This window comes from Leptolyngbya sp. FACHB-1624, from assembly GCF_047649235.1.
GTDB lineage: Bacteria > Cyanobacteriota > Cyanobacteriia > Leptolyngbyales > Leptolyngbyaceae > Leptolyngbya > Leptolyngbya boryana.
Genome location: NZ_CP180258.1, coordinates 6,265,196 through 6,291,942, shown reverse-complemented (window position 1 = coordinate 6,291,942; position 26,747 = coordinate 6,265,196). Strand labels below are relative to the sequence as shown.

The 26,747-nt window shown below is 45.4% G+C and carries 26 protein-coding genes and 1 tRNA gene; 21 read left to right on the top strand and 6 right to left on the bottom strand.

Translation table 11 applies throughout. The annotated features are described in order from the left end of the window. The first annotated feature begins 21 nt into the window (after positions 1 to 21). From ACMUEV_RS29890 to ACMUEV_RS29860, 7 genes are all read left to right on the top strand, one after another. Positions 22 to 1,584: a GMC oxidoreductase gene (locus tag ACMUEV_RS29890; protein WP_190650069.1), complete on the top strand. Its 1,563-nt coding sequence runs from the start codon at positions 22 to 24 to the stop codon at positions 1,582 to 1,584. A 16-nt stretch (positions 1,585 to 1,600) separates the two neighbouring features. Next, the gene (locus ACMUEV_RS29885) at positions 1,601 to 2,110 is read left to right on the top strand and encodes a YkgB family protein (protein WP_190650071.1); all 510 of its coding nucleotides are present in this window, start codon (positions 1,601 to 1,603) and stop codon (positions 2,108 to 2,110) included. A gap of 29 nt (positions 2,111 to 2,139) precedes the next feature. Beyond that, positions 2,140 to 2,946 carry an MIP/aquaporin family protein gene (locus ACMUEV_RS29880; protein ID WP_190650073.1) on the top strand — a complete coding sequence of 269 codons (807 nt, stop codon included), beginning with the start codon at positions 2,140 to 2,142 and terminating at the stop codon, positions 2,944 to 2,946. Positions 2,947 to 2,953: 7 nt separating this feature from the next. Further along, entirely contained in the window at positions 2,954 to 4,201 is a 1,248-nt protein-coding gene (gene egtB / locus ACMUEV_RS29875) for an ergothioneine biosynthesis protein EgtB (RefSeq protein WP_190650075.1), read from the top strand. Positions 4,202 to 4,223: 22 nt separating this feature from the next. Beyond that, positions 4,224 to 5,294: a VOC family protein gene (locus ACMUEV_RS29870; RefSeq protein ID WP_190650077.1), complete on the top strand. Its 1,071-nt coding sequence runs from the start codon at positions 4,224 to 4,226 to the stop codon at positions 5,292 to 5,294. A 156-nt stretch (positions 5,295 to 5,450) separates the two neighbouring features. After that, a complete protein-coding gene (locus ACMUEV_RS29865) occupies positions 5,451 to 6,185 on the top strand; it encodes a DUF2808 domain-containing protein (RefSeq protein ID WP_190650097.1) in 735 nt (244 codons plus the stop codon). A gap of 452 nt (positions 6,186 to 6,637) precedes the next feature. After that, positions 6,638 to 7,804 carry a helix-turn-helix domain-containing protein gene (locus ACMUEV_RS29860; protein ID WP_190650099.1) on the top strand — a complete coding sequence of 389 codons (1,167 nt, stop codon included), beginning with the start codon at positions 6,638 to 6,640 and terminating at the stop codon, positions 7,802 to 7,804. Between the two features lie 171 nt (positions 7,805 to 7,975). Here the strand turns inward: ACMUEV_RS29860 and ACMUEV_RS29855 are convergent, their stop codons facing one another. Further along, a complete protein-coding gene (locus tag ACMUEV_RS29855; RefSeq protein ID WP_190650101.1) occupies positions 7,976 to 8,263 on the bottom strand; it encodes a hypothetical protein in 288 nt (95 codons plus the stop codon). 196 nt (positions 8,264 to 8,459) lie between these two features. On the opposite strand from ACMUEV_RS29855, the gene ACMUEV_RS29850 reads away from it, so the two are divergent. From ACMUEV_RS29850 to egtD, 4 genes are all read left to right on the top strand, one after another. Continuing rightward, positions 8,460 to 8,822, top strand: coding sequence for a hypothetical protein (locus ACMUEV_RS29850; protein ID WP_190650103.1), 363 nt, complete (start codon positions 8,460 to 8,462; stop codon positions 8,820 to 8,822). Between the two features lie 41 nt (positions 8,823 to 8,863). After that, positions 8,864 to 11,521, top strand: coding sequence for an MGH1-like glycoside hydrolase domain-containing protein (locus ACMUEV_RS29845; RefSeq protein ID WP_190650105.1), 2,658 nt, complete (start codon positions 8,864 to 8,866; stop codon positions 11,519 to 11,521). A gap of 279 nt (positions 11,522 to 11,800) precedes the next feature. After that, positions 11,801 to 12,526 carry a DUF2808 domain-containing protein gene (locus ACMUEV_RS29840; protein ID WP_190650107.1) on the top strand — a complete coding sequence of 242 codons (726 nt, stop codon included), beginning with the start codon at positions 11,801 to 11,803 and terminating at the stop codon, positions 12,524 to 12,526. 137 nt (positions 12,527 to 12,663) lie between these two features. Continuing rightward, a complete protein-coding gene (gene egtD, locus ACMUEV_RS29835; protein ID WP_242044328.1) occupies positions 12,664 to 13,686 on the top strand; it encodes an L-histidine N(alpha)-methyltransferase in 1,023 nt (340 codons plus the stop codon). Positions 13,687 to 13,926: 240 nt separating this feature from the next. Here the strand turns inward: egtD and ACMUEV_RS29830 are convergent, their stop codons facing one another. Beyond that, positions 13,927 to 14,139: a transposase family protein gene (locus ACMUEV_RS29830; protein WP_242044329.1), complete on the bottom strand. Its 213-nt coding sequence runs from the start codon at positions 14,137 to 14,139 to the stop codon at positions 13,927 to 13,929. A gap of 139 nt (positions 14,140 to 14,278) precedes the next feature. On the opposite strand from ACMUEV_RS29830, the gene ACMUEV_RS29825 reads away from it, so the two are divergent. Then, positions 14,279 to 14,698, top strand: coding sequence for a transposase family protein (locus ACMUEV_RS29825; RefSeq protein WP_190650111.1), 420 nt, complete (start codon positions 14,279 to 14,281; stop codon positions 14,696 to 14,698). A gap of 234 nt (positions 14,699 to 14,932) precedes the next feature. On the opposite strand, the gene ACMUEV_RS29820 is transcribed toward ACMUEV_RS29825, so the two are convergent. After that, positions 14,933 to 15,004 (bottom strand) — tRNA-Gly (locus ACMUEV_RS29820). A 158-nt stretch (positions 15,005 to 15,162) separates the two neighbouring features. Between ACMUEV_RS29820 and ACMUEV_RS29815 the strand changes: the two genes are divergently transcribed. From ACMUEV_RS29815 to ACMUEV_RS29805, 3 genes are all read left to right on the top strand, one after another. After that, positions 15,163 to 15,657: a hypothetical protein gene (locus ACMUEV_RS29815; RefSeq protein ID WP_190650113.1), complete on the top strand. Its 495-nt coding sequence runs from the start codon at positions 15,163 to 15,165 to the stop codon at positions 15,655 to 15,657. Positions 15,658 to 15,693: 36 nt separating this feature from the next. Continuing rightward, complete coding sequence (locus ACMUEV_RS29810) at positions 15,694 to 16,587, top strand: alpha/beta fold hydrolase (RefSeq protein WP_017285578.1); 894 nt, start codon at positions 15,694 to 15,696, stop codon at positions 16,585 to 16,587. A 127-nt stretch (positions 16,588 to 16,714) separates the two neighbouring features. Next, positions 16,715 to 17,764 (top strand): tetratricopeptide repeat protein, encoded by a 1,050-nt coding sequence (locus tag ACMUEV_RS29805; protein ID WP_017285579.1) that lies wholly within the window; start codon positions 16,715 to 16,717, stop codon positions 17,762 to 17,764. 14 nt (positions 17,765 to 17,778) lie between these two features. On the opposite strand, the gene ACMUEV_RS29800 is transcribed toward ACMUEV_RS29805, so the two are convergent. After that, entirely contained in the window at positions 17,779 to 18,036 is a 258-nt protein-coding gene (locus ACMUEV_RS29800; protein ID WP_017285580.1) for a hypothetical protein, read from the bottom strand. A gap of 432 nt (positions 18,037 to 18,468) precedes the next feature. Here ACMUEV_RS29800 and ACMUEV_RS29795 point away from each other — a divergent pair, with 432 nt between their 5' ends. Next, positions 18,469 to 19,911 (top strand): ATP-binding protein, encoded by a 1,443-nt coding sequence (locus tag ACMUEV_RS29795; RefSeq protein WP_017285581.1) that lies wholly within the window; start codon positions 18,469 to 18,471, stop codon positions 19,909 to 19,911. A gap of 143 nt (positions 19,912 to 20,054) precedes the next feature. Here the strand turns inward: ACMUEV_RS29795 and ACMUEV_RS29790 are convergent, their stop codons facing one another. Together ACMUEV_RS29790 and ACMUEV_RS29785 are read right to left on the bottom strand one after the other, a co-directional pair. Further along, positions 20,055 to 20,756 carry a molybdopterin-dependent oxidoreductase gene (locus tag ACMUEV_RS29790; RefSeq protein WP_190650115.1) on the bottom strand — a complete coding sequence of 234 codons (702 nt, stop codon included), beginning with the start codon at positions 20,754 to 20,756 and terminating at the stop codon, positions 20,055 to 20,057. A 5-nt stretch (positions 20,757 to 20,761) separates the two neighbouring features. Further along, on the bottom strand, positions 20,762 to 21,343 hold the full coding sequence (locus ACMUEV_RS29785; RefSeq protein WP_190650117.1) for a cytochrome b/b6 domain-containing protein: 582 nt from the start codon (positions 21,341 to 21,343) through the stop codon (positions 20,762 to 20,764). A 118-nt stretch (positions 21,344 to 21,461) separates the two neighbouring features. On the opposite strand from ACMUEV_RS29785, the gene ACMUEV_RS29780 reads away from it, so the two are divergent. From ACMUEV_RS29780 to galK, 5 genes are all read left to right on the top strand, one after another. After that, complete coding sequence (locus ACMUEV_RS29780) at positions 21,462 to 22,703, top strand: dicarboxylate/amino acid:cation symporter (RefSeq protein ID WP_190650119.1); 1,242 nt, start codon at positions 21,462 to 21,464, stop codon at positions 22,701 to 22,703. A 97-nt stretch (positions 22,704 to 22,800) separates the two neighbouring features. Next, positions 22,801 to 23,070, top strand: coding sequence for a hypothetical protein (locus ACMUEV_RS29775; protein ID WP_347277594.1), 270 nt, complete (start codon positions 22,801 to 22,803; stop codon positions 23,068 to 23,070). A gap of 3 nt (positions 23,071 to 23,073) precedes the next feature. Beyond that, complete coding sequence (galT, locus tag ACMUEV_RS29770; protein ID WP_190650121.1) at positions 23,074 to 24,174, top strand: galactose-1-phosphate uridylyltransferase; 1,101 nt, start codon at positions 23,074 to 23,076, stop codon at positions 24,172 to 24,174. Between the two features lie 281 nt (positions 24,175 to 24,455). Continuing rightward, positions 24,456 to 25,619 (top strand): M24 family metallopeptidase, encoded by a 1,164-nt coding sequence (locus ACMUEV_RS29765; protein ID WP_190650123.1) that lies wholly within the window; start codon positions 24,456 to 24,458, stop codon positions 25,617 to 25,619. Between the two features lie 10 nt (positions 25,620 to 25,629). Further along, positions 25,630 to 26,715, top strand: a complete 1,086-nt coding sequence (gene galK / locus ACMUEV_RS29760) for a galactokinase (protein WP_190650125.1) — start codon at positions 25,630 to 25,632, stop codon at positions 26,713 to 26,715. Positions 26,716 to 26,747: the final 32 nt, after the last annotated feature.

Sequence of the window (26,747 nt, the reverse complement as noted above, 5' to 3'; positions counted from 1 at the left end):
GGTTAAAATAAGGTAAGAACTATGACAACTCAAGCTCATTACGATGTGATTATCATCGGTACAGGAGCAGGCGGAGGCACACTTGCACATCGTCTTGCTCCAACCGGAAAAAAGATCTTAGTGCTAGAACGAGGCTCGTTTCTACCAAGAGAAAAGCAGAACTGGGATACAGTTGAGGTTTTTCACCACGATCGCTATCACACTAAAGAAGTTTGGCGAGATCAAGACGGGCAAGCCTTACATCCTGGAACAGGTTACTTTGTCGGGGGCAATACAAAAGTCTACGGTGGAGCGCTGTTTCGGTGGCGCGAGCGTGATTTTGACCAAGTTCAACATCAAGGAGGCATTTCGCTAGAATCTCCTTTGAAGTATCGCGATTTTGAACCTTACTACACTCAGGCAGAAGCACTCTATGAAGTGCATGGACAGCATGGACTAGACCCAACCGAGCCACAGGCAAGTCAAGACTATCCTTTTCCAGCCATCCAACACGAGCCGCGAATTCAAGAGATTCATGATGCGCTACAAGCAAAAGGCTTGCATCCGTTTTATCTTCCGCTAGCCATTAAGCTCAACGAAGCGAATCGCCATTTGAGTTTTTGCATTCGTTGTGATACTTGCGATGGGTTTCCTTGTTTAGTTAATGCGAAAGCAGATGCAGAGATCAATTGTGTACGTCCTGCGATCGATCGTGCTGAGAATTTAACCTTACTCACTTCAGCGAAGGTACTCCGTTTGCATACAAGTCCATCGGGTCGAGAAGTCACAGCGGTTGAGGTCGATGTTGCAGGTCAAATCCAGATGTTTTCTGCAGATATTGTTGTTGTCTCTTGTGGTGCAATTAACTCTGCGGCTCTGCTACTACGATCTGCGAATGATCAACACCCAACTGGATTAGCGAATCGTTCTGATCAGGTTGGACGGAATTTTATGAGGCATCAGAATGGTGCGATCGTTGGATTGACGAAAAAGCCAAATCCAACTCAATTTCAGAAAACCCTAGCTGTGAATGATTTTTACTGGGGAGAAGCAGGATTTGACTATCCAATGGGTCATATTCAACTGCTCGGCAAGGTCAATGCTGACATGATTGCACTGGATTCTCCGAAGATTGCTGGAGTTTCATTTCAAGATCGTGAAGTCTTCGCATCGCTTGCCAGTCATTCTGTAGATTGGTGGCTCACAGCAGAAGATTTACCTGATCCAAACAATCGTGTACAGGTGAAAGGAGACAAGATTCATCTAAGCTACAAAGACAATAACACGGTTGCATTCGATCGATTATTACATCGCTGGACAGAAGTTTTGAAATCGATTGATTGTGGCGATCGCTTCTTACCTTGTTCGTTCTACTTCCGTAAAAAAATCCCACTTCAAGGGGTCGCGCATCAATGTGGAACTTGCCGCTATGGAGAAGATTCACAAACCTCTGTGCTGGATATCAACTGTCGAACTCATGACGTGGACAATTTGTATGTTGTCGATGGTAGCTTCTTTCCGGCTAGTGCTGCGGTCAATCCAACTCTGACAATCATTGCGAATGCCTTGCGGGTAGGAGATCACTTGATTGATCGATTGAGATAAATAAGGAGAATTAAAAATGGCAACGACAAATGATCGAAAAGCAGTTAGCCGACTTCTAGAACTCATTGGGCTTGCTCTGATGCGGTATGGAATCGTGCTGATTTTATTTTGGATCGGCTTGATGAAGTTTACACCTTACGAAGCGAATGCAATTAAGCCACTTGTAGAACATAGCCCATTCATGAGTTGGATGTATCGCGTTATCAGTGTTCAGGGAGTGTCTAATCTGATTGGTGTGATTGAAGTTGCAACTGCGGTCTTGATGGCATTGCGCTCGTGGTTACCGATTGCTTCTGTCGTTGGCAGTGGGATGGCAGTAGTTACCTGCTTGTTAACCTTGAGCTTTTTATTTTCTACACCAGGTTGGGAACCGACACTCGGATTTCCGGCTTTATCAGTTGTACCGGGACAATTTTTACTCAAAGATATCTTGCTCCTGGGCGGTGCAGTTTGGTCATTGGGAGAATCTCTGCGGGCAGTGAAGGGTGTTCGTCACAGCGATCGTGAATTGCAGAGAATCCGATAGCACTGAGGCAGCACTTAGAGAGTCTAACCATGATCAATACAATTCGTCATCACTATCCTGAATATTTGATGGAAGCAGCAGGATTAGGGATTTTCATGGTTGCTGCTGCGGTGATTACAGCAGCAGTCGTACATCCTAGTTCGCCGATCTCTCAGATCGATCCGTTACTTCAGCGATCGTTGATCGGAATTGGCATGGGACTGACAGCAATTTCGCTGATCTATTCTCCTTGGGGAAAGCAATCAGGTGCACATTACAATCCTGCGGTGACGTTAACGTTTCTCCGCTTAGGTAAAGTGAAGCCGAAAGATGCATTTTGCTATGTCATTGCTCAATTGATCGGTGGATCACTCGGAATTTTAATTGCAGCAGGGTTATTAGGAAACATGCTCTCACATCCTTCAGTTGACTACATTGTGACAATTCCAGGAACTCAAGGAGCAATCATTGCGTTTTTTGCTGAATTGGTCATTTCTTTCGGTTTAATGATGACTGTTCTCACAGTGTCAAACACGGCACGACTCGCACGATGGACAGGACTCTTTGCAGGAGCTTTGGTGGCGACCTATATCATAATCGAGGCTCCATTATCCGGGATGAGTATGAACCCTGCTCGAACCATTGCTTCTGCAATTCCGGCAAACAATTGGACTGCGATTTGGGTTTACTTAACCGCACCGATTCTTGGGATGTTTTTAGCTTCTGAGATCTATGTGCGAATCAAGGGACAGCAGGCCGTTTGTTGTGCCAAACTTCATCACCAAAATCACAAACGCTGCATTTTTAGATGCGGATTCAAAGCTCAGAAATTGAGCGATCAACTACCAGACATCTGAATCTCTTATGCTTTCTCAACTTAAACCTCAAACCGCACTCCTCGATCGCTATCAGTCTATACGTCGAGTCAGTGAACAGATCTGTCAACCTTTAGCGATCGAAGACTACATCCTGCAAGCGATGCCCGATGTCAGTCCTCCAAAATGGCACTTAGCACATACCACCTGGTTTTTTGAAACTTTTCTACTGGTTCCATATTTGCCAGGTTATGAAGTGTTTCATCCCCAGTTTAACTATTTGTTCAATTCTTACTACGAAGCAGTAGGAAGTCGTCACCCGCGACCTCACAGAGGATTGCTCTCTCGTCCAACAGTCGAAGAGATTTATCGTTATCGCGCTTACGTGGATCAAGCAATGGGATTATTTTTGCAGGAATTTGCAGAAGTACCTTTGGAATCTTTGATTCTACTCGGCTTACAGCATGAACAACAACATCAAGAACTGCTGCTCACGGATATTAAATACAATCTAGCACTCAATCCACTGCGTCCAGCTTATCGATCAGACCTTTCCTTGCCTGCATCTATTGCTTCAAAAATGGGTTGGTTGAGCTACTGCGGGGGAATTTATACGATCGGGCATGAAGGCGAATCCTTTGCGTTTGATAATGAGTCTCCACGTCATTCAGTGTATCTACAAGACTATGAACTCGCCGATCGATTAGTTACAAATGGAGAGTATCTAGAGTTTATCCAAGCAGGTGGATACAATCGGCCAGAATTTTGGCTTTCTGATGGTTGGGCAACTGTGCAAGCAGAGCGATGGTCTGCGCCTTTATATTGGGAACAGATGGATAGAACTTGGTGGATCATGACACTTGCAGGATTGCGTCCTCTAGACAGCAATGAGCCTGTGTGTCATGTGAGCTTTTACGAAGCAGATGCTTATGCGCGTTGGGCAGGGAAAAGACTACCCACTGAAGCAGAATGGGAAATTGCAGCAAGACAGGTTGCAATACAAGGAAATTTCTTGGAGAGTGGGCGATTACATCCTTCTGGAGCGCAGGGAATGACTCGACCTGCTCAGATGTTTGGCGATGTGTGGGAGTGGACACAGAGCGCTTATCTTGCTTATCCAGGATTTCAGCCTGCGAAGGGAGCCGTTGGAGAGTATAACGGAAAATTTATGTGCAATCAGATGGTGCTACGAGGTGGCTCATGTGTTACGCCTCAGAGTCATATTCGTCCTAGCTATCGCAATTTCTTTCCAGCGTCAACCCGTTGGCAGTTTTCAGGAATTCGACTTGCTCAGTAAGTTCAACATCTTGATTTGAATCATGAAGACTACAATCCATAGAAGAATTCGATACACGGTGCTTGCTTGTTTTACATTGTTTGCGATCTCAATTTCTCCTTATCAGCAAGCTTATCCACAAGTAGCATCTCAGGCTGTTCAAAGTGCTGCTCAATCTCAGCAACCTGTGCTAGCAGTCGAATCTGTTGGAATAACAGTTTCTGATATGGATAAAGCTATCTCATTCTATTCTCAAGTTTTGCCCTTTCAGAAAATTTCGGATGTAGAAGTTCTGGGTTCAAACTATGAACAACTTCAAGGGCTATTCGGGATTCGGATGCGAGTCGTCAAAATGCAACTGGGCGGTGAAGTGCTTGAACTTACAGAGTACCTCACACCCAAAGGTAAACCTATTCCGATCGATTCCCGGAGTCACGATCGCTGGTTTCAACACATTGCGATCGTGGTCAACGACATCGATAAAGCATATCAGCACCTACGAAAATATAAAGTTCAACATACTTCTACTGCTCCTCAACGAATTCCAGATTGGAATAAAGCAGCAGCTGGAATTCGTGCCTTCTATTTCAAAGACCTAGATGGTCACAATCTAGAACTCATTTACTTCCCTCCAGGAAAAGGCAATCCGAAATGGCAAAAGTCTACGAATCAGATATTTCTAGGGATTGATCATACTGCGATCGTTGTTTCCAATACTGCAAATAGTTTGAGCTTCTATCGGGATCTGCTTGGTCTAAAAGTAGTAGGAGAAAGTATGAACTATGGAACAGAGCAAGCACATCTGAACAATGTGGAAGGAGCGAGATTGCATATTAGTGGATTAAGAGCGCCGACTGGAGTGGGAATTGAATTTTTAGAATACTTGGAGCCGCGTGATGGTCGATCACTTCCTATGGATGCTCGACCCAATGATTTACTCAGTTGGCAAACAACTTTGGTAGTGAATGATGTGAAAGCGATCGCGCAACAACTAAAGCGATCGCAGCTTGTTTCTTCCAATGTTGTAACGATCCCAGGGCAGACTTTGGGGTTTAAACGAGGATTACTGGTTCGCGATCCAGATGGTCATGTGATGCGCTTGGTTGAAAAATAGTTGCTCATTCTCATCTTTTTCTCAGTAAACGTTTATCTAACTCAAGCTTTTCTTTAGGCGACTCTCAGACAGACAGCGTTTAATCATACTCAAGCTTCAAGTCAATCCCGAATTTGACGAGGCGCAATCTACTTCTAATTTTATGGAGATTTGATCATGCTATTTCAGAAATTGGCAATCAGTACAATGTTCGCGATCGCTGCAACAGTCAGCACACAATCCTCAGCTTTTTCTCAAACAACGTTCAAGAACCCGACTCATCCCTACCTTTCGGAAATCAGCACTGCTCAAACAAATATCTCGCGTCAACCCTCTCAAAGCCAATTTAAGAATTCCACTCACCTCAGATTGTCTGAAATTGGCACCTCTAACTCGATGCAGTCTCCGATGACTCAAATGGTTGAGGCTCCAATGAGCCAAGCTCCACTGAACAATGGACAAGCTTACTTCTCTCATTCCCCTCAGTTAGTTCGTGTTCACGCTTCTCAAACCCAAGCCTATACTCCATCGACCTATGAGTTTACTTTGACTGTTCCCGCTAATGCTGGACAGCCTTTGAAAGCAGTTCGGATTGCTCAGGAACGAAATTTGGGCACAGTGAAATTTGATGCGAGCAGAAGTAAAGCATTTGCAGGAGAACGATTTGCAGCAGGAGCGGAGATTCCTCTGGCAAGTGTCGGTGGTGAGAAGCCTGCTCCTGGGGAAGCTACGATCGTATTTGATCAACCCGTACAGCCTGGTAGCACAGTGACGGTTGCACTTGAAGCGAAGGCTAATCCAGAATTTGGAGGCGCTTATGAATTTGGAGTGACCGCATTTCCGGCAGGAGACAACGGGGTAGGTCAATTTTTAGGTTTTGGACGAATCAATCTTTATAGTGGTGGTGAATAGGTATGATTTGAGACGAGTGCTTAACTGAGACTCTGCTGATCGCGATCAGCAGAGCTTTCCAGGCATCATTTAGCCCTCATTCTGTACGAAAGCTCATTTGTTGTGATAGCGATCGTCGTGGCTAAAAACCAGTGAATAAAGATTTGCTGAAGAAATATAAATGCACTTCAATAAACGCAGCTATTATCCAAACTGCCGATCTGGATAAAATGCCGTACAGGGGTGTTACACAGATCCCTGTCTGCCTAATCATTCAATTCTGGGATGTTATACAGATCTTCGTCTGTACAATGTGCTGATTTAGGGCGTTATACAGATTTGCGTTCGGATAACGTGCTGAATGTAGAAAGAGCTAGATCTGTCTAAAAATAATTTCGACGTACACCTCTAAACTACGATTCAACACTGTAAGCTGATACAGAGGCTAATCCGTGGGAAGCAAAATCAATTAAATGAAAACTCAACTACTTGAAAGCCTGCTTTACGAAGAAGAAAGTCCAACGCTTGACTTTAAAAAAGAGCAATATCCGTTCTCACAGGCAACTGAGGACGAGAAGTCTGAACTTGTCAAGGATATTCTAGGATTCGCAAACGTATGGCGAAGATCCGAGGCATACATCTTGATTGGAGTAGAGGAAATACGTGGAGGGAAGAGTAAGGTAGTAGGAATACAAAATCATCTCGATGATCACACACTTCAGCAATTTATCAATAACCTTACTAATCAGCCAGTTCTCTTTCATTATGAAGCTGTCGCTATTGAGGGCAAGCAAGTAGGTGTTATCCGGATTGAACAGCAAACAAGACCAATATATCTTAAGAGGAAATATGGAAAGCTAGATAAAGAGCAGGTGTATGTGAGGAGAGGAAGTTCAACCGATCCAACAAAACCAGCTCGTTTGGAAGAAATTGCACGAATGAGGGTGGAACCTGAAGAGATTGACGCTAATCTTTCGGTTGAATTTTCCAATCCACATACAGCGGAACTGATTGGCTCACACTTATCAATTGAAGCTGAATTATTCAACTTGCCGTCATCTCAAAGCATCCCATCTTTGCTTGATCCACCCAAAAATATCTATGGACTTGATTCAATATCAATCTATAGAACAAATCGAAAATATTACCATGAGCTAGCTCACTACATCTACATATGCAAACTATTTCGCCCAGTTCGGCTATCTATCTCAAATATTGGGCGTGTCGCTGCACGGAATGTCAGAGTTGAGGTCTCAGTTAACTCTTCAATGCAGATAGAGATGCTTGAAAAGAAAGATCTTCCTAAAATGCCCGAAAAACAATCTCTCGGCCCTGACCTAAGTAGAATGAGATTTAACAGACCTAAGACACCAGGGAGTGTATGCATCAATCAAGCGGCTAACCAACTAACTGTTGAGATTGATTGTGGAGATCTACAGCCAGGGAGGAGAGTGTTCTCTGATGTCTTCTACATCGGTAAGAAAACCGAAAATCGCGATAATCTTGTCGGAGCAGTTTATGCCGATAATCTTCCTTACCCCTCTGAGCTGACTCTTACAATATCTGCTTCACTAAGCGAGTCTTCTCTGACAATAGAAGATTTGATGTCTATGGGGCAGACTAATTTTTTCAAAATCTAGAGTCAGACTAACGTCGAACAACTATGTTGCAGCGATTGGTATCAAGATCTTGGTTGGACTACAAAAGTTACTAGCCGCCACTGATCACGAACGTTATCTGATTAGTTCCTCAGCGATCGCAGTATTTCACAATCTAATAAACGAGATTTTGATTAATGCGATCGCACTTCTTCAGACAAATTGTCTCTGTTGCATTTCCTTTGCTGTGTAATCCGCCCAACTCTCTCCAGATTTTTTGCCCTTGTACGCTTCATAACTTTGGGTAAAAAACTGGCTGACTTGCTGAACTGTGACCTCCTGTTCCAACAATTCACTTAAGCCATTCTGAATCACATATTCAGCATACCAGTCTGCCCAATCCTGGTCATACAGACCTTTCAATACGCTTTGTTCATAGTCGTGATGTGCTTGATCTGCCTGCGTTAATAGTAATGCAATTGCTGATGTTTTCGTTTGCATGATATCGTCTTGAACTCAATTCGTTTTAGTATATCGATCGATGCTTCAAGCATTCTGAGTCAAAGCTGAGAAAAGACTGAACAAAGTAAAATATCGATTCTACCTTTACTCACTAAATTCTCAGCTAATCATCAACGGATATTCAGCCGCATCGTTCATTCTAGGAAGCAGTTCAATCATTAATGAGGCAATTCCTATGAAACGTCAACTCATTGCAGGATTATCTGTTTTACTGTTATCTGCTGTAACCGCAACGGCTGCCCATGCTGAAACTCGAATTGATCAAGAACTGAGTATGATTCAATCGGTGCCAAGCCAAGTTCTGAACAACACGCTCACGCCGAGCGATCTAGCCAATTTAGCTTATCGTGGCTATTTACGCGATCAAGGAATTTCGAGCTACAGCCAACTGATCTATGATTACAAAGCTGGGCGAGTTCACGCAAAAGATATTGTTCAAGCGGCGATTGTTACAAATCGACTGCCTGCTAGCACTTTGAATGATCGGGGTTATCTCAATGCTGTGAATCTTCAAATCTCTGGAATTGATAGCCACTAGATTACTTCGCGATCGCTCACTTTTCATCAAGGTACTAAACCATGACTGTTCCAACTCAAGAAGAACTTAGATTGGAAGCTGCTCGAACCCACAAAGCTCATTGGCGCAGATGGGGATCTTATCTCAGCGATCGACAATGGGGAACCGTTCGCGAAGATTACAGTCCGTCTGGAACTGCCTGGGATTACTTTTCTCATGATCAAGCGCGATCGCGTGCTTATCGTTGGGGTGAAGATGGTTTATTGGGAATTTCAGACAATCATCAACGACTATGTTTTGCGATCGCGCTGTGGAATAAAGCCGATCCGATTTTGAAAGAACGATTGTTTGGACTTACCGGAAACGAAGGGAATCATGGCGAAGATGTCAAAGAGTACTATTTCTACTTGGATAACACGCCAACTCATTCCTACATGAAAGCGCTGTACAAATATCCACAAAGCACTTTCCCTTACACGCAACTCGTTAAAGAAAATCAGCATCGAACTCGCCAAGAGCCAGAATTTGAACTCCTCGACACAGGCATATTTGATCAGCAGCGCTACTTTGACGTGATGGTTGAATATGCAAAGCAGGATGCTGAAGATATTCTGATTCAAATTAAAATCACCAATCGTAGTTCCGAAACAAAGCCTATTCATGTCCTTCCAACCCTGTGGTTTCGGAATACTTGGTCTTGGACTCAAGATAGTTCAAAGCCCTCACTCAAAATTGTGCGATCGAATCATACCTATGATGTAATCGAAGCAGATCATCCAACCCTCAACAAGCGATGGTTGTACTGTGAGAAAGGTGAAGGATTACTTTTCACAGAAAACGAAACCAACAATGAGAGAATCCTGAGTTCCGCGAATCATTCTGCTTATGTCAAGGATGGTATCAATGATTATATTATTCATGGCAATGAGGAAGCCGTGAACCCAGATAAAATCGGCACAAAAGCAGCCGTACATTATCAATTGATCATTCCAGCGTATGCGACTCAAACAATTCAATTACGGCTCAGCGATCGTGCAAATTTAACGACTCCTTTTGCTGATTTTGATGCGATAGTCAGAGCTAGACAACAAGAAGCTGATGAATTCTACCATCGCATTACACCCTTTCCACTGAGCGATGAGATGCGAAATGTCCAACGTCAAGCATTTGCTGGAATGCTCTGGAGCAAGCAATACTATCATTACAGTGTAGAAGCTTGGCTCAAAGGCGATCCGATTGCTCCTGCTCCTTCAGAGCGCAAATATGGACGCAATCGTGAATGGTTCCATCTTCATACAGATGACATTCTTTCGATGCCTGACAAGTGGGAATATCCTTGGTTTGCAGCTTGGGATCTAGCATTTCATTGCATTCCACTGGCGATGATTGATCCGGAGTTTGCGAAATATCAGCTAGATATTTTGACGCGGGAATGGTACATGCACCCCAATGGGCAAATTCCAGCTTATGAATGGGCGTTCGGTGATGTGAATCCGCCGGTTCATGCTTGGGCAACTTGGCGTGTGTATAAGATTGAGCAGAAAATGTATGGACGCAGCGATCGCGTTTTCTTAGAGCGCGTGTTTCAAAAGCTTTTACTAAATTTTACTTGGTGGGTAAATCGCAAAGATGTAGAAGGGAGAAACATCTTTCAAGGTGGATTTCTAGGACTCGACAATATTGGAGTGTTCGATCGTAGTGCAACACTTCCAACAGGCGGCCATATCGATCAATCCGACGGCACAAGTTGGATGGGGATGTATTGTTTAAATTTACTTGCGATCTCGCTTGAACTTGCTCAAACCAATCCAGTCTATGAAGACATTGCGACTAAATTCTTTGAACATTATCTCTACATTGCTGATGCAATGAATCGTATTGGAGAAGCAGAAACTTCACTATGGAATGAGACCGATGGATTTTACTATGATGTTCTACACTTACCGAATGACCAGCAGATTGAATTGAAAGTGAGATCGATGGTCGGGCTGATTCCTTTATTCGCGATCGAAACATTAGAGCCAGAAACACTTCATCAATTACCTGCTTTTAAGAAGCGGCTAGAATGGGTTATTCAACATCGTCCTGACTTGAGGCGTAATGTGGCTTGTATGGAGACAAAAGGGATGCAAGCCAGGAGATTGTTAGCGATCGTGTCTCAAGACAAGCTTCGACGAATTTTACAGAAGATGCTGGATGAAACTGAATTTCTCAGTTCTCACGGAATTCGGGCACTCTCGAAACATCATGCGATACATCCTTATACGTTTGATGTGGATGGAACACAGTTTCGAGTAGACTATGAACCTGCTGAATCTAGCAGTGGTCTATTTGGAGGAAACTCGAATTGGCGGGGGACTGTTTGGTTTCCGGTCAATTTCTTACTGATTGAGTCACTGCAAAAGTTTCATCATTACTTAGGCAATGATTTCAAAGTAGAGTGCCCAACTGGTTCAGGGCAATGGCTAACTCTTTGGGAAGTTGCTTTAGAACTCTCACATCGGCTGATTCAGATTTTTCTTCAAGATCCATCTGGGCGGCGACCTGTCTATGGGGCAACAGAGCTTTTTCAAACTGATCCGAATTGGCAAGATTTGATGCTGTTTTATGAATATTTTCATGGAGACAACGGGGCTGGAATTGGAGCCAGCCATCAAACCGGATGGACAGGATTAGTTGCAAAACTGATTCACCAGATTAGCCAGTATGCAGAAGGTTAACCTTCTTGCAGTTAAAGGATAGGCAATCAAATCAGATCCCTATGCTTTGTTGCCTATCCGCCCCGGAATAGAATCCAAGGGTAACAGAACAATGTGCTGTGATTCAGATAGTAACGACTACGTGAGATTTCTCAGCTTCTTCTCAGGAAAGATTTAGCACATCCGACGTTTTTTCCTCATACGGCTCTCAGTTTCACTTCGTTTAATTAGAGTGAAGCTTCAGAAGTTCACTTAACTTAACTGAAACCAGAACCTTTCATTTCACAAGGAGATTTGACGATGCTATTTCAAAGACTTGCACTAGGAATGATGATCGCGATCGCTGCAACTATCAGCACCCAACCCTCAGCCTTCTCGCAAACTAACGCCAGCAACCCAACACACACCCGGCTCTCTGAAATTGGCACATCCCCAACCTTTTCCTTGCATCCACCCACTCACAGTCAATTTAAGAATTCGACTCAGCCTAGGCTCTCTGAGATTGGAATGTCAACAATGATGCCTACACAGATGACTGAATCCCAAATGGCTCCAGTCCAGTTCAATGGTGGGCAAGCTTTTTTCTCACATCCCCCTCGCCTCATGCGCGCTTATACGTCTCAATCGCAAGCTTACGTGCCATCGACTTATGAGTTTACTCTGGTTGTTCCCTCGGATGCAGGACCGGCGCTCAAAGCAGTACGAATTGCTCAAGAGCGCAACTTAGAAACCGTGAAGTTTGATGTCGGCAGAAGCAAAGCATTTGCAGGCGCTCGGTATGCAAGCGGTGCTGAAATTCCTTTGGCGAATGTTGGAGGAGAATCAGTTCCGGGAGAAGCTACGATCGTGTTTGATCAACCTGTTCAACCTGGAAGTACAGTCACTGTTGTCTTAGAAGCAAAAGCAAATCCAGCTTCTGGTGGAATCTATGAGTTCGGAGTCACTGCTTTTCCAGTTGGAGAGCAGAGTATGAGCCAATTCTTAGGATTTGGACGGCTCAATTTCTATAGTGGTGGGGCGCAATAAAACGAAGTTGACCTAGAACCATAATTTCGGCTGTGATTGATAACGAATTACAGCCATTGTTCTGTTAACACACATTCAATTGATTTTCGACTATCAATCTAGACGAATTCAGGTAGATCTCATTCATGAAGCACCCGATGATAGCAACACAAAAGAACTCACAACTCGATCGCTTTCGCTGGATTCCATTGAGCAAATCAATTCCCCAAGCTGATACAGGTGAAGAAGTCATTCAAGGACTAGCAGGCAATCCGAAAACGCTGCCTTGCCGTTATTTTTATGACGATCGCGGTTCACAACTATTCGAGCAGATCTGTGATACCCCAGAATACTATCCAACCCGCACTGAACAAGGCATCTTAGAAAGATATGCCCCAGAGATTGTGAAACTGACAGGAAATTGTGAATTGATTGAACTGGGTAGTGGCAGTTCTCGGAAAACTCGTGTCCTCCTCGAAGCTTATGGGCAGTTGGAGCAACCTCTCTATTATTTTCCGATCGATGTCAGCGAAGGCATTCTCAGAAGTACTGCTCTCGATCTATTAAATCAGTATCCAACTTTGCGGGTTTGTGGGTTAGCTGGAACTTACGAACAAGCCTTAGCAGAACTGCCCTCCTCTGAATTAGAAAATCGAATGCTAATTTTTCTAGGAAGTACTCTAGGAAATTTGGATCAGTCAGAGCGCGATCGCTTTCTCACACAAATCCAACATGCGCTCAAGCCTGGGGAGTTTTTCTTGTTAGGGGTAGACTTGCAGAAGTCGGTTGATCTTCTCGAAGCTGCTTATAACGACGCTCAGGAAGTTACGGCCGCATTTAATCTCAATATTTTGCAGCATCTCAATCAGCAATTTCAGGGCAATTTCGATCTCACCCAGTTTCAGCATCTCGCTTTTTACAATCCTGTAGAGGATCGCATTGAAATGCATTTACAAAGTCTCATCAATCAGATTGTTAAGTTAGATGCACTAAACTATCAAGTTGCATTACAGGTAGGGGAAACGATTCGCACTGAACTCTCTCATAAGTTCCATCTCCCGATTCTAGAGCTAGAGCTTGAACATCACGCATTGCACCCTCTCCAAATCTGGACTGATGCGCGATCTCATTTTGGAGTTCTCCTCTGTCAGCGTCAATGTACTTCGCTGGATTGTCCATAAATTTTGATGTCTACTATGCTGAAAGAAGCTTCTCTTTGGAGCTTCTCAGCAAATTCTCATATTTGTCTCAGCTTTCCTGGGCTTAGGTCGTGAAATGGGTAGTGTTCTAGACATAGGGAATTGGATCAGGGAGTGTCTCCCGTCAATTCGTGCCCAAGGTGCAGCGATCTCATGTAGTCGTTCGCTGAAGATCCGACGATGACAGGAGGCGTTATCACAGAAGAATTTTCGCACTTCAAATTACATCACCACCCGATAGTCCTCCCACGGTAAATCCCCGATTGTTCGTTCATATCGGCTATGCACTCGAATTGCTTCCTGCTGACAAATTGGACAGGGCGCAGAAGCTTGCGTTGAGCAAAGACTGATTTGCACTTGCTTCTGAACGCGATCTAGCTCATAGGTTTGAATCTGTATGTGTTCTGAGTCAGGTAGTAGTTGTAAAAGTTCCACGAGTCATCTGAAGCGTTCCTTGCCCTATTCTAGCGAATTGCTTCACCAAATTTGGACAAGTACCTGATGTGGAACTTCCGAGCTTTTGGTGATCTTGCCTCATAATAGAACTATCCGTCTCGTCAGGATTCTAGAGGCTGTGAAACTCCTCCAACATTTTCTGCCTGACTCTCAAAAACTTCGGCTCGAACATTGGCATTTTAAGGATTCAGAACCTCACTTATGGGCGGTCGTCACCTCAACTCAGACAAGGGCGGAATGCCCGGCTTGTCGTCAATCTAGCCAACGAGTGCATAGCCGTTATCAACGAACCTTAGAAGACTTGTCAATGGCACAATGCCGCCTGACGCTCCAGGTCAAAGTGCGAAAGTTCTTCTGTCTCAATCCGACCTGTTTGCGTCGAATCTTTACCGAGCGGATTCCAGCAGTGGCAGCACCTTGGGCAAGAAAAACACTGCGTTTGGTGCAGCAATTGCAGCAGTTCGGGTTAGTGGGCGGTGCTGCTGGCTCAACTCTTGTGAAACAACTGGGCTATGTCGTCAGTGGCAGTAGTCTTTAGAATTCTTAACCTGAACCGATTCCTTGAAAGCTTTACCTGGAGAGTTTAAGTACATAAAATTCTCCAGGGATAAGGGGTTCAGATCTACCCCAATCTTACCTCAATAAACTACCGGAATCGCCTGAAAAACACCCAAACGATAGCACTACTACACTAAGTTTGCTGTCAGAGAAATATCACTTTAAGGCCCAAAAAGCCTTTGGAACAAAGGCTTTTTGAAGACTTCTTTTAGAAAGCGGGTAACGCGATTCGAACGCGCGACATTCACCTTGGCAAGGTGACGCTCTACCACTGAGCTATACCCGCATTTGGTACTTTATTAATATCGCACACTAACTTGGAACTGTCAAGAAACTCCAACAAAAAAATTCGAGACCTAACTGCAGAGATCTCCCCGGTCAATTCGCATTATTCAGAGATAAGGTTAGTATGTATATTCTTATTGTTAATTAGCGCTACATTCAATGGTTCAGTACACCCTCGCTCAAAGCCCCGAAATTATCCTCACTGTTTCCGGTAAAGACTCGCCCAAAGCCCGCGAGAAAGCAATGGATCAACTCATGGAACTGATGGATGAAGAGAAACTACCAACAGACTTGGCAGATGGCTTCGGACCGCAAAATTTTATCGAAATTAAAGACCCTGGTAGTCAGCCTTCCAGTGATGAAGACGCGATTAATCAAGCTGTGCAAACGTTAAGCAGTCTGGCAACTTTGAAATTAAAGGCACAGGAATCTCGATCGGAAGCCCTCCAAGTTCGGAAGCATATCGATGTTCTCTTCACAGATGATCTCGTCACCGAAGAAGAAATCAATGGGCTGAAAGAAGGTTTTAAAGTTTTGAAAAGCTATGCCCAGACTAATCTGAGATATCGAGAAGCGCGATCGCAAGCCGAACAAGCCCGCACCATTTTAGATCGGGCATTGCAATCCTCAGAGCCAGAGCCGAGAAAGAAGTAGAATATAAGTGAAGATTAGTTAAGAAAACTTCATAAAATGACTGGCACTGCAAATCAAGTCGTCTCTCTGCCCACGTTTGAGAAACTGACGTGGGATTGGCAAGGGCATTCGATTCAGTACACCGTCCTGGGAACTGGGGAGCCTTTGGTATTGATTCATGGGTTCGGAGCTTCGATCGGGCATTGGCGAAAAAATATTCCAGTCTTGGCACAGGCAGGATATCAGGTATATGCGATCGATCTGCTCGGATTTGGAGGATCGGCAAAGCCTGCACTCGACTACACCGTTGAACTTTGGGTGGAATTAATTCGAGATTTTTGGGCAGCAAACATTCAGCGACCCACCGTGTTTATCGGAAATTCGATCGGGGGATTGCTCTGCCTCATGATTTTAGCGAATCACCCTGAAATCGCAGCAGGTGGAGTTTTGCTCAATCCAGCAGGCGGACTGAATCATCGCCCGGAGGAGTTAAACCTGCCGTTGCGATTGGTCATGGGAACATTTGCCAAATTGGTTGGATCAAAGCAGTTTGGACGATGGATGTTTGATCAAGTGCGTCAGAAAGGACGAATTCGCAACAGTCTCAGGCAGGTTTACCGCGATCCGGAGGCGATCACAGATGAATTAGTGGATTTATTGCATGAGCCGTCTTGTCACCCAGGCGCTCAGCAAGTCTTTGCATCTGTGTTGATGGCACCGCCGGGACCGAAACCAACCGAGTTATTACCGAATATTCAATCCCCGCTTCTGGTGATTTGGGGGGAAGCAGACCCTTGGACACCGATCGCAGGATCACAAATCTACCAATCCCTTGTCCACTCCCAGCCTGTGCAATTCGTCTCAATTCCTAATGCAGGACATTGCCCCCATGACGAGCGTCCAGAGGTTGTCAATGAGTTCATTATTCAGTGGCTCACCGAACAGAAATAGGCAGATTTTAGCTGGCACCGTGCTTGGAGAAGTAAAACTCGCAGTTTCACGGAACGCTCCACAGGGATGAACAAGCTAGGCTCTAGGGTGAAATTCCTGAAATCCTAACGTAGGGCGGGGTGTTGCTATGACTCTTGATTCAAATCCCAAGCACGATCAGCTTTCAGTGGAGCGCGACACTGTTCTCCCGATCGAAGATGCGAACAGAGTTGTCTCAGAATCATTCCATGCAGATGGTGCCGAGGCAAATCAACTGTTGAACTTGGGAATAGAGTTACATCAACGCGGAGAACTCCATGCAGCGCTCAATACATTGCAGAAAGCGCATCTTCTGTATTGGGAAATGAATGATCAGCAAGGCGCAAAGCAGGCTCTTGAGGCATTAGGACAAGTCTGCTATACGTTGGGCGAGTATGCAAAAGCGATCGATTATTCGCAGCGGAGTCTTGTCCTAGCGCAGCAAATTCGGCAGTATCTCAGTAGCGTCAAACTGTTGGGAACACTCGGAAATGCGTATCGACATCTTGCAGACCACGAGAAAGCGATCGACTATCAGAAACAGAGTTTGATGTTAGCGCAGGAACTTCGCGATCAGCGGAGTGAGATGGCAGCCCTGAACAATTTGGGATTAGCCTACAAGGCAGCAAATGAACCGGAGATCGCGATCAAGTGTGAGCAGAAAGCATTGGAAATCGCCCAGAAATTGCAAGATTATGTCGCCACGGGACAGATTTTGAAGAATTTAGGCAACGCCTTCTACGCGCTCGGCGATTTTGAGCAAGCCATCGCTTATTACCAACAACGATTAGAGTTAGCAGGTAAATTAGGTGACCAGCGGTTGGAATTGCAGGTTTTACGGAATTTAGGCAACGCTTGTAATGTGACCGGAAATTATGAAACTGCGATCGCATATAATCTGCGGCGAGTTGAGATTGCACAAAAATTAGGTGATGTCCGCACACAGGAACAAGCGTTGGGGAGCCTGTGTGTGGCTTATGAAGCATTAGGTCGAACGACTTGCGCAATCAAATATTATCAGCAGCGATTGGAACTGGCACGTCAGAACCAGGATGAGCGATTGGAGTTGTATTTACTCAGCAATCTCAAGTCAGCATTCTCGATGCTTGGAGACTATACCAAAGCGAGTGAATATAGCGCACAAGCAAGACTAGGCTAGTGCGAAGTTGCAATCTAAGACGGTCGATTGATTGCTTCCGACTGAGAATATTGGGGTTTGTAGGCATCTGCCGTTGCAATCAGAGACCATCCGGCATTGCGAAGCTTCTGATAAGTTGTCCATCCCTTCGATGCGCCGCGAATTTGTAAATCGGGAACGCGGTATTGGGGAAACGAGTGATAAGGTGTCCAAGTTTGGTGGGACTGTTCACGTAAATGCAGAATCTTCGTACCCCCACCCAATCCTGCCAACCAGCACATTTGTCCAGCCATTGCAGTGATTTCTCCAGTGAAAACGACGGTTGATATTGAAAGGCTTCAGTCGCCTCTCAACTGATTACGCCCACATTATGTCACCATTTATTAAAAATCATTGATAAAAAGGCAGAATTATGGGTCAAAGAATTATATCTTGCGGATGATTAATGGGGATAGAAATCGAGGCATCTGACGAATTCTAGGGTCAGATCCCTCGTGCTGAAATGACATAGGAAGAGTAAACTGCTGAGGAACAGTCGCTGAGATGAAAGTATGGCGTTTATTCCTAAAAACGCTATTTTCTCCGTAATTTCCGGCTTTTTTTTCTATATATCTGAAGATTATTCAAAATTTCTTATCTATTTTCTTGAATTGCGGATAGATATAGAAGAACATTCAGATTGCACGATTCTGCTTTTTGTTCCCCATTTCCCTTGATAACTTTCTATGACATCAGTTTTGGCTTCTGAGATTTCTTTATATGAACTGGTCGCGGGTTCGACTTCAGCGCCGTTTGCGATGCAAGTTAGCCCGGTGACATTTAAGGCATTGATGAGTAGCCTCCTCGATCTACTGGTTGAGCAGAATGATACAGCTTCGGTATGGGTAAAGTTACCGAAGGGAGATGCGTGGCAAACAGAGTTTGATCGCTATTTGGAGCGAGCAGGGGCGGATCAACAAATTCACTGCTTTAAGAATCAGCGAGACGACAATCCCGATGCTGACTTAAAACAGGCATTCGCAGGGCTTGAGCGGACGGGGACAAACCAGCCCTCAACAGTTTTAGTATCGCCGGAGAGTCCGTTAAGACGAGAATATTTTTTGCTGATCTGGTCGAAACAGTTTTGTGGTTTGTTAGTGGGGCATCGGGCAAGACTTGCCCCGGTTTTACGGGAAGGGGATACGCTGGTTCAAGTGGATGAAGACGGCACTGAGAAGAAGCAGTCTTTGATGGCATTTTTGGTCGTTGATCCGATCGTCGTGCGCGAAGCGATCGCAAGTTTACAGCCTCTTATGCCTAGGAGTGCGACGTTGCCAGAGTGGGAGACGTTCGATCCGATGCTCGTCAATCAATTGTTAACAAAGCATATTCAGCGACAAGAGGAATTATGGCAGCGGGCAAGTACCCATCGCAAACAAGCTGAAATGGCGAATTTGCTTCAGCTTCAGAATGAGGAATTACTGAGTACAATTCGGTTGAAAGATGAGTTTCTGCATAATGTAGGGCAGGAGTTACGCACGCCATTGACCAATATGAAAACGGCATTGACGTTGCTAAATTCGCCGAGTCTAAAGCCGCCTCAAAAGCAGCGCTATATGGATTTGTTGGCGAGAGAATGCGATCGCCAAAGTTCACTGATTACAAGTTTGCTCGATCTCGTGAGCTTAGATCAGATGGCAGAGCAAACCACGGTTCAGGCGTTAAGTTTGGGGGATATTGTGCCGGGAGTCGTGAGTACATATCAACCACTAGCAGAAGAGAAAGGGGTGCGGTTAGCCTATACGATTCCAGAGAATTTGCCTGCAATTTCGTGCTTTCCGACTTGGTTGAAGCAGATTGTGATTAATCTGTTGCACAACGGAATCAAGTTCACACCGCGAGGGGGACAGGTCTGGGTGAGAGCGAAGCAGCAGGGTGATTATGTGCAGCTTGAGTTTCGCGATACGGGCATTGGCATTGCGGCTGGAGAGATTCCGAAGATTTTCGATCGCTTTTATCGGGTGCGGCAAGCGGTGGATGAAGATATGGGCGGGGCTGGATTGGGTTTAACGATCGTTCAAAAATTGTTGCTGCATTGCGGAGGTTCTATCTCGGTAAAGAGCCGGGTAGGAGATGGATCGACGTTTAATGTGCTACTGCCGATTTATCGAGGATCAGAAGAAGGGTAAGTCTTAAATATTTGAGAGAACCTGATTCAAAAAGACTGAATTAAATAGACTGCGATGATCGGATTTCGGCTCTGCTCAGCCCACAAATTGTGTCGGTTTTGAAGGCTGAGCACAGGTGAAACATGAACATTGAATGTAAGACTTTATAATCCTGCAAACCATTCGTAGCCTTGATCTTCCCAGTAGCCTTTTGAGCGACCGAGTTGGCTGACGAGCGTAATGCGAGTCACCCATTTGCTTTGTTTGTAGCCTAATTTGATCGGGGAGGCGAGGCGGAGAGGTGCGCCATTTTCGATCGGTAAGGGTTGACCGTTCTTTTGATAAGCCATCAGTGTTTGAGGATGCAAACACGATCGCAGATCCCAACTTTCTAAATAGCGATCGGCAGATTGAAAATAGACATATTGCACACCGGGTTTAGGCTGTGCGAGTTGAATTAAATCGCGCAGTCTAACTCCGCCCCATTGCACGATCGCTGCCCAACCCTCGACACACACGTGACGAATGATCATTGAGGTCAAGGGTAATTTGTAAATGTCTTCTAGGCTAAGTGACATCGGTTGATTGACTTCGCCATCAATGATCAGACGGAAGCGAGCAGGATCGATTTGTGGGGTGAATCCGAAGGTGTTGACGATCAATTGAGCCGGTTCAATCTGACTCACTGCGAATTCTGGCACGGGAGTTTGGGGCTTGAATAGCAGTTCTTCAAATTTTTGATTGAAGGGTTCTGAAACGGCTCCAACCACATCTGCAAAGATAGGGACTCCACAGCCACCCAGAATTAACCCTGAGCTTGAAATGCCAGCAATTTTGAGAAAGTCACGTCGCGAAAAGTTTTGCATGAGGTTTACCAGAACATTGAATCGATGAGGCGACTGCCGCCGACTTTCAGCACGAGGAGAGAATGAACGATCGCAAATCCAATCACCGTTGGCACACTTAGGAAATGCACCACTCGCAACGCTTGCCAGTCGCCAAACATCTCGACAATCCAAGGAAATTGAGCGGGTTTATACATACCAATCCCGCTGAGAATGGCAAGCAGGAGAATCGGCACGATCGACGTATAAACGAGTCGATGCCACGCATACGCTTTGCGTTTGGGATTCTTTCCAGTTTGCAGGGCTTGAATATCGTTTGTGCCCACAAATCGATGCCGCCATCGCCGGGTCACAAGTACGTAAATCCCATACCAAAGTAAATTGAGTGAGAAAAGCCACATGCCTGCAAAGTGCCAATCTCGCCCACCTGCCAGCCATCCTCCTAAGGCAAAAATGGGCGGAATGGTCATGCCTTGCCGTCCTCCAAACACAGGATTGGCATTGTAGATCTGGATTCCACTGGTCAGCATGATAAATAAACTGACAACATTGATCCAGTGAAAGGTTTTGGCAAGAATTGCCTGTTTTGGGAGAACTTTTAATTCCATCGGGATCGCGCAATCTTTACATCTTGTAATGTGACATAAAACTGTGAAAGTTGCGCGTCAAGCAGTTTGGGGCAATCGACGATGATAGATTGAGGGCAGTTTTTACTTGATGTCAGCTATGAGTTTATCAACGCTCATCCTCGTGGCGATGGGAATTGGGATTGGATTTGGGTCAGTGTTACATGATTTCTTTCCGAGTGCGATCGCTCCACTCGATCAGTATTTGCTCACACCCGTGGGGACTTCTTTTTTACGATTGATCCAATTCGTGGTTGTCCCGATCGTGTTTTCTTCACTAATTTTGGGACTGACTCGGATTCAAAATGCGGCTCAGGTTGGACGCTATGCCGTCAAGCTGATTTTGAGTTACTGCTTAACAAGCGGAGTTGCCGTCGTTGTGGGATTGGTGCTGGCAGTGGTGATCCGTCCTGGAGTTGGTGTATCTGGGTCTGGAACAATCGATATGGAAGCGATCGCACAATCTCAGTCGCTGATTGATTGGCTGGTCAGTTTGATCCCGACGAATCCGATCGAAGCGTTGAGCAATGGAAATTTGCTTCAGGTGATTTTTTCATCAGCATTGATCGGCGTAGCGATTCAGCTTGTTGGAGAAAAGGCAGCGAGTTTCGTCAGCTTTGTTGAGAGCTGTTATGCAATTTTTGAGAAAGTTCTCTCTCTCATTTTGTACGTCGCCCCGATCGGTGTGTTTGCTTTGATTAGCTCGGTGATTGCGACAGAGGGATTGCAACTGATTCTTAAGCTCTTTAATTATGTGTTCTTTCTCCTCGTTGGTAGTCTGCTGATGGTGGGCTTTTATCTATTGATCCTCTTTTTTCTCAAAGCAAAACCGATCAAATTACTACAAAGTCTAGTTCCTGCGCTATCTTTAGCATTTGGAACAGCCAGTTCTAACGCAGCGCTCCCGATCTTACTCAAAGACGTTCAGGAAGAGTATGGATTGCGCGAAGACATCGCAAGTTTCGCAATTCCGTTAGGGACAGCCTTAAAACGCGATGGCTCTGCCATTCTGCAAGGATTCAATGCTGTGTTCATTGCTCAAATGTACGATATTCCACTGACCACATCTTTAGTTTTAGCGATCTCACTCAGTACTTTTTTGGTTTCTTTTAGTACCCCAGGAGTTCCAGGCGCTGGAATTATTATGATGACAACTGTTCTGAGCGCAGCAGGTTTACCGTTACAGGGAATTGCGATCGTTGCAGGCGTTGACCGGTTAACGGATGGATTTAAAACGGTGATGAATATCATCGGTAATGTGTCAAATGCAGTGATTCTCGATCGCTGGGAAGCTCCGCAACCGTCAGAATCTCAAAATGAAATGCTGAGAGCTATCGACTGAGGGATACACAGCCAAAATCTGAGTACTAGTCATAAAGTAACGTTACCCAGAATTAGCGAAGTTCCTGAGTCAAGATCCAGAGTAACCTGCGTAAAGAGTGGTAATTGAGACGGCGCGACAGGTGACAGGAAGCCCGATTCAGGTGATAGAACGCGATCGTCGTCCAGGCGATCCGCCGATTCTGGTTGGCAGCAGTGAGAAAGCACGCCAAATTCTAAAATGGCAGCCTCAACATGCTGATTTGCGGAGTATTCTGAGTCATGCGTGGCAATGGCATCAAAAGCGACATGCTCAACAGCCTGATCAGATAACTTCAGCATCAGAAGAGATGTCTTCCCCGTCTATCGAAACCCTCGCGCGCCAATAGAGTATGTATTCTCAAACTTTGCTCAAACCGGATGGTCGCAAACTGACTCTGTATAGTCGAAATGCGATCGCTGAAAACATCATTGCTCCTAGCCCAAGCCCTGAGCCGATTCAGGCAAATCCTCATCTGCGATGGCATCCCTTGCGCGGCGAGTGGGTCTGTTATGCAAGCCACCGTCAAGGGCGAACCTTTATGCCGCCTCCAGAATACAATCCCCTAGCTCCAACCCGTGATCCTGAATTTCCAACCGAGTTACCCCAAGGAAACTATGATGTCGCAGTGTTTGAAAATCGGTTTCCTTCGATGCTAGTCACAGCAACAACTGCGCCGCATGAAATTGTTGAAACGCTCCCTGCGAATGGTGCTTGCGAAGTTGTTGTCTTCACTCAAGATCCGCAAGCTTCCCTAGCATCGCTGGAATTAGATCACTTAGAGTTGCTCATCCAAGTTTGGGGCGATCGCACTCGTGTGTTGAGCGCAGTTCCTCAGATTCAATATGTTCTCCCGTTTGAGAATAAAGGAGTCGAAGTTGGTGTTACACTTCATCACCCGCATGGGCAAATCTATGCTTATCCTTTTGTGCCGCCTGTTCCAGCTCGCATGGGACAGCAGCAGCAAGCTTACTATCAAAGCCACCAGCGCGGACTATTACAAGACCTCATTCAGCAAGAAATTGCGGATGATCAACGAATTTTGTATCGGGATGAAGTTGCGATCGCGTTTGTTCCCGTCTGTGCCCGCTATCCTTACGAAGTTTGGGTCGCTCCGATTGAGCCAGTTGCAACCTTGATGGATTTAACGCCTGAGCAGCGTGAAGGGCTAGCAAGAGCACTCAAAACTGTCACGTTGAAATTTGATGGCTTATGGCAGCGAGCGTTTCCCTACCTTATGGCGTGGTATCAAGCGCCGATAGATGGACAAGCACATCCTGAATGGCACTTACATGCAGAGTTCTATCCGCCTTACCGCACCTCAGATCGACTCAAATATCTAGCAGGCACAGAACTAGCAGCAGGTATGTTTGCGAATGATGCCCTTCCCGAAGATAAAGTCAAAGAACTACAAGCTGTAACAGTCCAACTAGATGACAGAGTGAAGGTTTAAGAGGATGTTTAAAAATATCAACGGTTTCCTCGCTGCGTTCTATCTCGCCCCGGACTGGAAGTCGGGGCTAACAGTGCGAAGTCCTTTGAAAAGGACTGAAGACCTAATTCTGATTGGCTGTTAGTCCCCTGCAGGGACTTCGTTCAATTAGCCCCGACTTCCAGTCCGGGGCAGGTGAATGCATCTCAACGATGACCTTTAGAACATTCTTTAACAGAGAATTTAAACATTAAACGGAGCTAGTGTACTGCGATCCCCATCTTAGAATCAGGAGAACAATAATGCGAACCCAACTCAGCGACCATCCCTCAACGCTTAACCAGCAACGCAATGCGGAGATCGAACAAAAACTAAGCTGGATGCGTAAAGCGTTGCACGAAACTCATGCGACGGGTTTGCGGTTGCGCGGAATTGATTGGTTTTCCTGGGCAACCGCAGGCGGCTCGAATATGGTTTTACTAGCTGCTGAGACAGGTGTGGCTGAAGTACTGGTTACCCTAGACGGAGCTTGGATTTTGACGGATGAAATCGAAGCTCAACGGCTTCAAGACGAAGAACTTTCCGCTGGATCTGCTTATCAGTTCACCGTCAATCCCTGGACAGAGATCGATATTCGAGAAGCTTTTGTGCGAGAGACAACTCAAGGCGGACGAATCATCAGTGATTTACCCTTGATGACTCTCAACGATCGCCCTATCCTAGCAGAAACATCTCTGCCGAATACGTTGGTAAATCGTAAACGATCGCTGTTGCCTAGTGAAGTCGAGCGCTATCGCCAAATTGGAAAACTCGCTAGCGCAGCCATGACCGAAGTGCTGACCCAGGCTCGCCCCGATTGGACAGAAGTGCAACTTGCGGGAGCGGGAGCTGCTGCTCTTTGGACAAGAGGACTTCATCCTGCTTTGACTCTAGCTGCTGGAGAACAACGTCTGCAAAAATATCGCCATACGCTTCCTAAACAAGAAAAAATTGGACGAGCTGCGATGCTAGTCTTTTGTGCGCGTGGATTCGGTCTATATGCCAATCTGACCCGCTTTGTTTACTTCGATCGTCTCTCAGAGACAGAAGCAAGCTTACACCATCAAGTTCGAGAAATTGAAGCTGCGGCGCTCAATCAATGTCGAGTGGGAACGCCCCTAGATCAGATTTATCTCACTTTACAACAAGCATACGAACAGCATGGTTATCCAAATGCGATTCGTGAACATCATCAGGGTGGAACAACTGGGTATTTATCCCGTGAAGTGATTGCAACCCCGACTACAAGCGATCGCTTAGCTGCAAATACAGCGATCGCTTGGAATCCCAGTTTATCAGGAGCAAAAATCGAAGATACCTTCTTGCTCCACGAAGATGATCATCTCGAAAATCTCACCCTTGATCCAAGCTGGAATAGCATCGAAGTGCATCAGCAACAACGTCCTCTGCCTCTAGAACGAATCTAGTTTGACTGATATGAGTACAGCCACTACATTTACATTTGAGCAAATTTTTAACGCTGCTCCCGATGTGCAAGCGATCGCACCCGGACGAGTGAATTTACTCGGCGAACATACTGATTACAATGACGGCTTTGTTCTGCCCACAGCAATTCCCCAACATACTACGGTTTGCCTTGGAACTAGCTCCGATGATCAATTTCATATTTACTCTCACGATTTAGAAGAGCAAGTCAATTTCTCTTCGCGTGATCCGATTCCTCAAGGATTTAGTCGCTATGTGATCGGCTGTATTCGTGCGATCGAAGAACAAGGTATAGTTATTCCACCGCTGAATATCTTTGTCACGTCTTCTGTTCCGATTGGTTCTGGTTTATCGAGTAGTGCTGCGTTAGAAGTGGCGATGCTACGTGCGTTACGATCGCTTCTCAATCTCAAAATCGATGATGTTCAGATTGCACAGTTTGGGCAGTATGCAGAACGAACTTTTGCTGGCGTACAGTGCGGCATTATGGATCAGATGGCATCAAGCCTAGCTGATTCTGAGCATCTTTTATTTCTTGACACGCGAACACTCGATCGAGAATTACTGCCATTTCCAGAAGCATCTACATTTTTGGTGATAGATAGTGGGATTCCGCGCACGTTAGCAGGGAGTGGATACAATCAGCGTCGGTCAGAATGTGAGGAAGCAGCAAGATTGCTCAGTGTTCCAGCGCTGAGAGATGTTCAGGATATCAGCGATATCGCTGCTTTACCGAGTCCGCTACAAGAACGTGCGCGTCATGTCATTACAGAAAATAATCGGGTTTTAGAAGCACGCCTTGGGGTATCTGCTCAACGTTTTGGGCAATTGATGAATGCGTCTCATGCAAGCTTACGAGATGACTATGATGTGTCGGTGGAAGGATTAGATATGCTGGTCGCAATCCTGCAGGAGACCCCAGGCGTATTAGGAGCAAGACTGACAGGTGCAGGATTTGGAGGGGCTTGTGTAGCTCTAATTGATTCTAATGCTGAGCTTAAAAATGCGATCCAAGCAGTTCTCGATCGCTATCATAACGCAGGCTATACTGGCAAAATCTTAGTTGATCGTCCTTAGAGTGTGTTTTAAGAAATTGGTAAATTAGTGTG

Coding starts and splice junctions, on each gene's coding strand:
- ACMUEV_RS29865 (WP_190650097.1), top strand. CDS start 5,451: ATGCTATTTCAGAAATTGGCAATCAGTACAATGTTCGCGATCGCTGCA.
- ACMUEV_RS29870 (WP_190650077.1), top strand. CDS start 4,224: ATGAAGACTACAATCCATAGAAGAATTCGATACACGGTGCTTGCTTGT.
- ACMUEV_RS29860 (WP_190650099.1), top strand. CDS start 6,638: ATGAAAACTCAACTACTTGAAAGCCTGCTTTACGAAGAAGAAAGTCCA.
- ACMUEV_RS29840 (WP_190650107.1), top strand. CDS start 11,801: ATGCTATTTCAAAGACTTGCACTAGGAATGATGATCGCGATCGCTGCA.
- ACMUEV_RS29815 (WP_190650113.1), top strand. CDS start 15,163: ATGGTTCAGTACACCCTCGCTCAAAGCCCCGAAATTATCCTCACTGTT.
- ACMUEV_RS29855 (WP_190650101.1), bottom strand. CDS start 8,263: ATGCAAACGAAAACATCAGCAATTGCATTACTATTAACGCAGGCAGAT.
- ACMUEV_RS29785 (WP_190650117.1), bottom strand. CDS start 21,343: ATGGAATTAAAAGTTCTCCCAAAACAGGCAATTCTTGCCAAAACCTTT.
- ACMUEV_RS29885 (WP_190650071.1), top strand. CDS start 1,601: ATGGCAACGACAAATGATCGAAAAGCAGTTAGCCGACTTCTAGAACTC.
- ACMUEV_RS29795 (WP_017285581.1), top strand. CDS start 18,469: ATGACATCAGTTTTGGCTTCTGAGATTTCTTTATATGAACTGGTCGCG.
- ACMUEV_RS29810 (WP_017285578.1), top strand. CDS start 15,694: ATGACTGGCACTGCAAATCAAGTCGTCTCTCTGCCCACGTTTGAGAAA.
- ACMUEV_RS29765 (WP_190650123.1), top strand. CDS start 24,456: ATGCGAACCCAACTCAGCGACCATCCCTCAACGCTTAACCAGCAACGC.
- galK (WP_190650125.1), top strand. CDS start 25,630: ATGAGTACAGCCACTACATTTACATTTGAGCAAATTTTTAACGCTGCT.
- ACMUEV_RS29880 (WP_190650073.1), top strand. CDS start 2,140: ATGATCAATACAATTCGTCATCACTATCCTGAATATTTGATGGAAGCA.
- ACMUEV_RS29800 (WP_017285580.1), bottom strand. CDS start 18,036: ATGGCTGGACAAATGTGCTGGTTGGCAGGATTGGGTGGGGGTACGAAG.
- ACMUEV_RS29780 (WP_190650119.1), top strand. CDS start 21,462: ATGAGTTTATCAACGCTCATCCTCGTGGCGATGGGAATTGGGATTGGA.
- galT (WP_190650121.1), top strand. CDS start 23,074: ATGTATTCTCAAACTTTGCTCAAACCGGATGGTCGCAAACTGACTCTG.
- ACMUEV_RS29890 (WP_190650069.1), top strand. CDS start 22: ATGACAACTCAAGCTCATTACGATGTGATTATCATCGGTACAGGAGCA.
- ACMUEV_RS29850 (WP_190650103.1), top strand. CDS start 8,460: ATGAAACGTCAACTCATTGCAGGATTATCTGTTTTACTGTTATCTGCT.
- egtB (WP_190650075.1), top strand. CDS start 2,954: ATGCTTTCTCAACTTAAACCTCAAACCGCACTCCTCGATCGCTATCAG.
- ACMUEV_RS29845 (WP_190650105.1), top strand. CDS start 8,864: ATGACTGTTCCAACTCAAGAAGAACTTAGATTGGAAGCTGCTCGAACC.
- ACMUEV_RS29805 (WP_017285579.1), top strand. CDS start 16,715: ATGACTCTTGATTCAAATCCCAAGCACGATCAGCTTTCAGTGGAGCGC.
- egtD (WP_242044328.1), top strand. CDS start 12,664: ATGATAGCAACACAAAAGAACTCACAACTCGATCGCTTTCGCTGGATT.
- ACMUEV_RS29790 (WP_190650115.1), bottom strand. CDS start 20,756: ATGCAAAACTTTTCGCGACGTGACTTTCTCAAAATTGCTGGCATTTCA.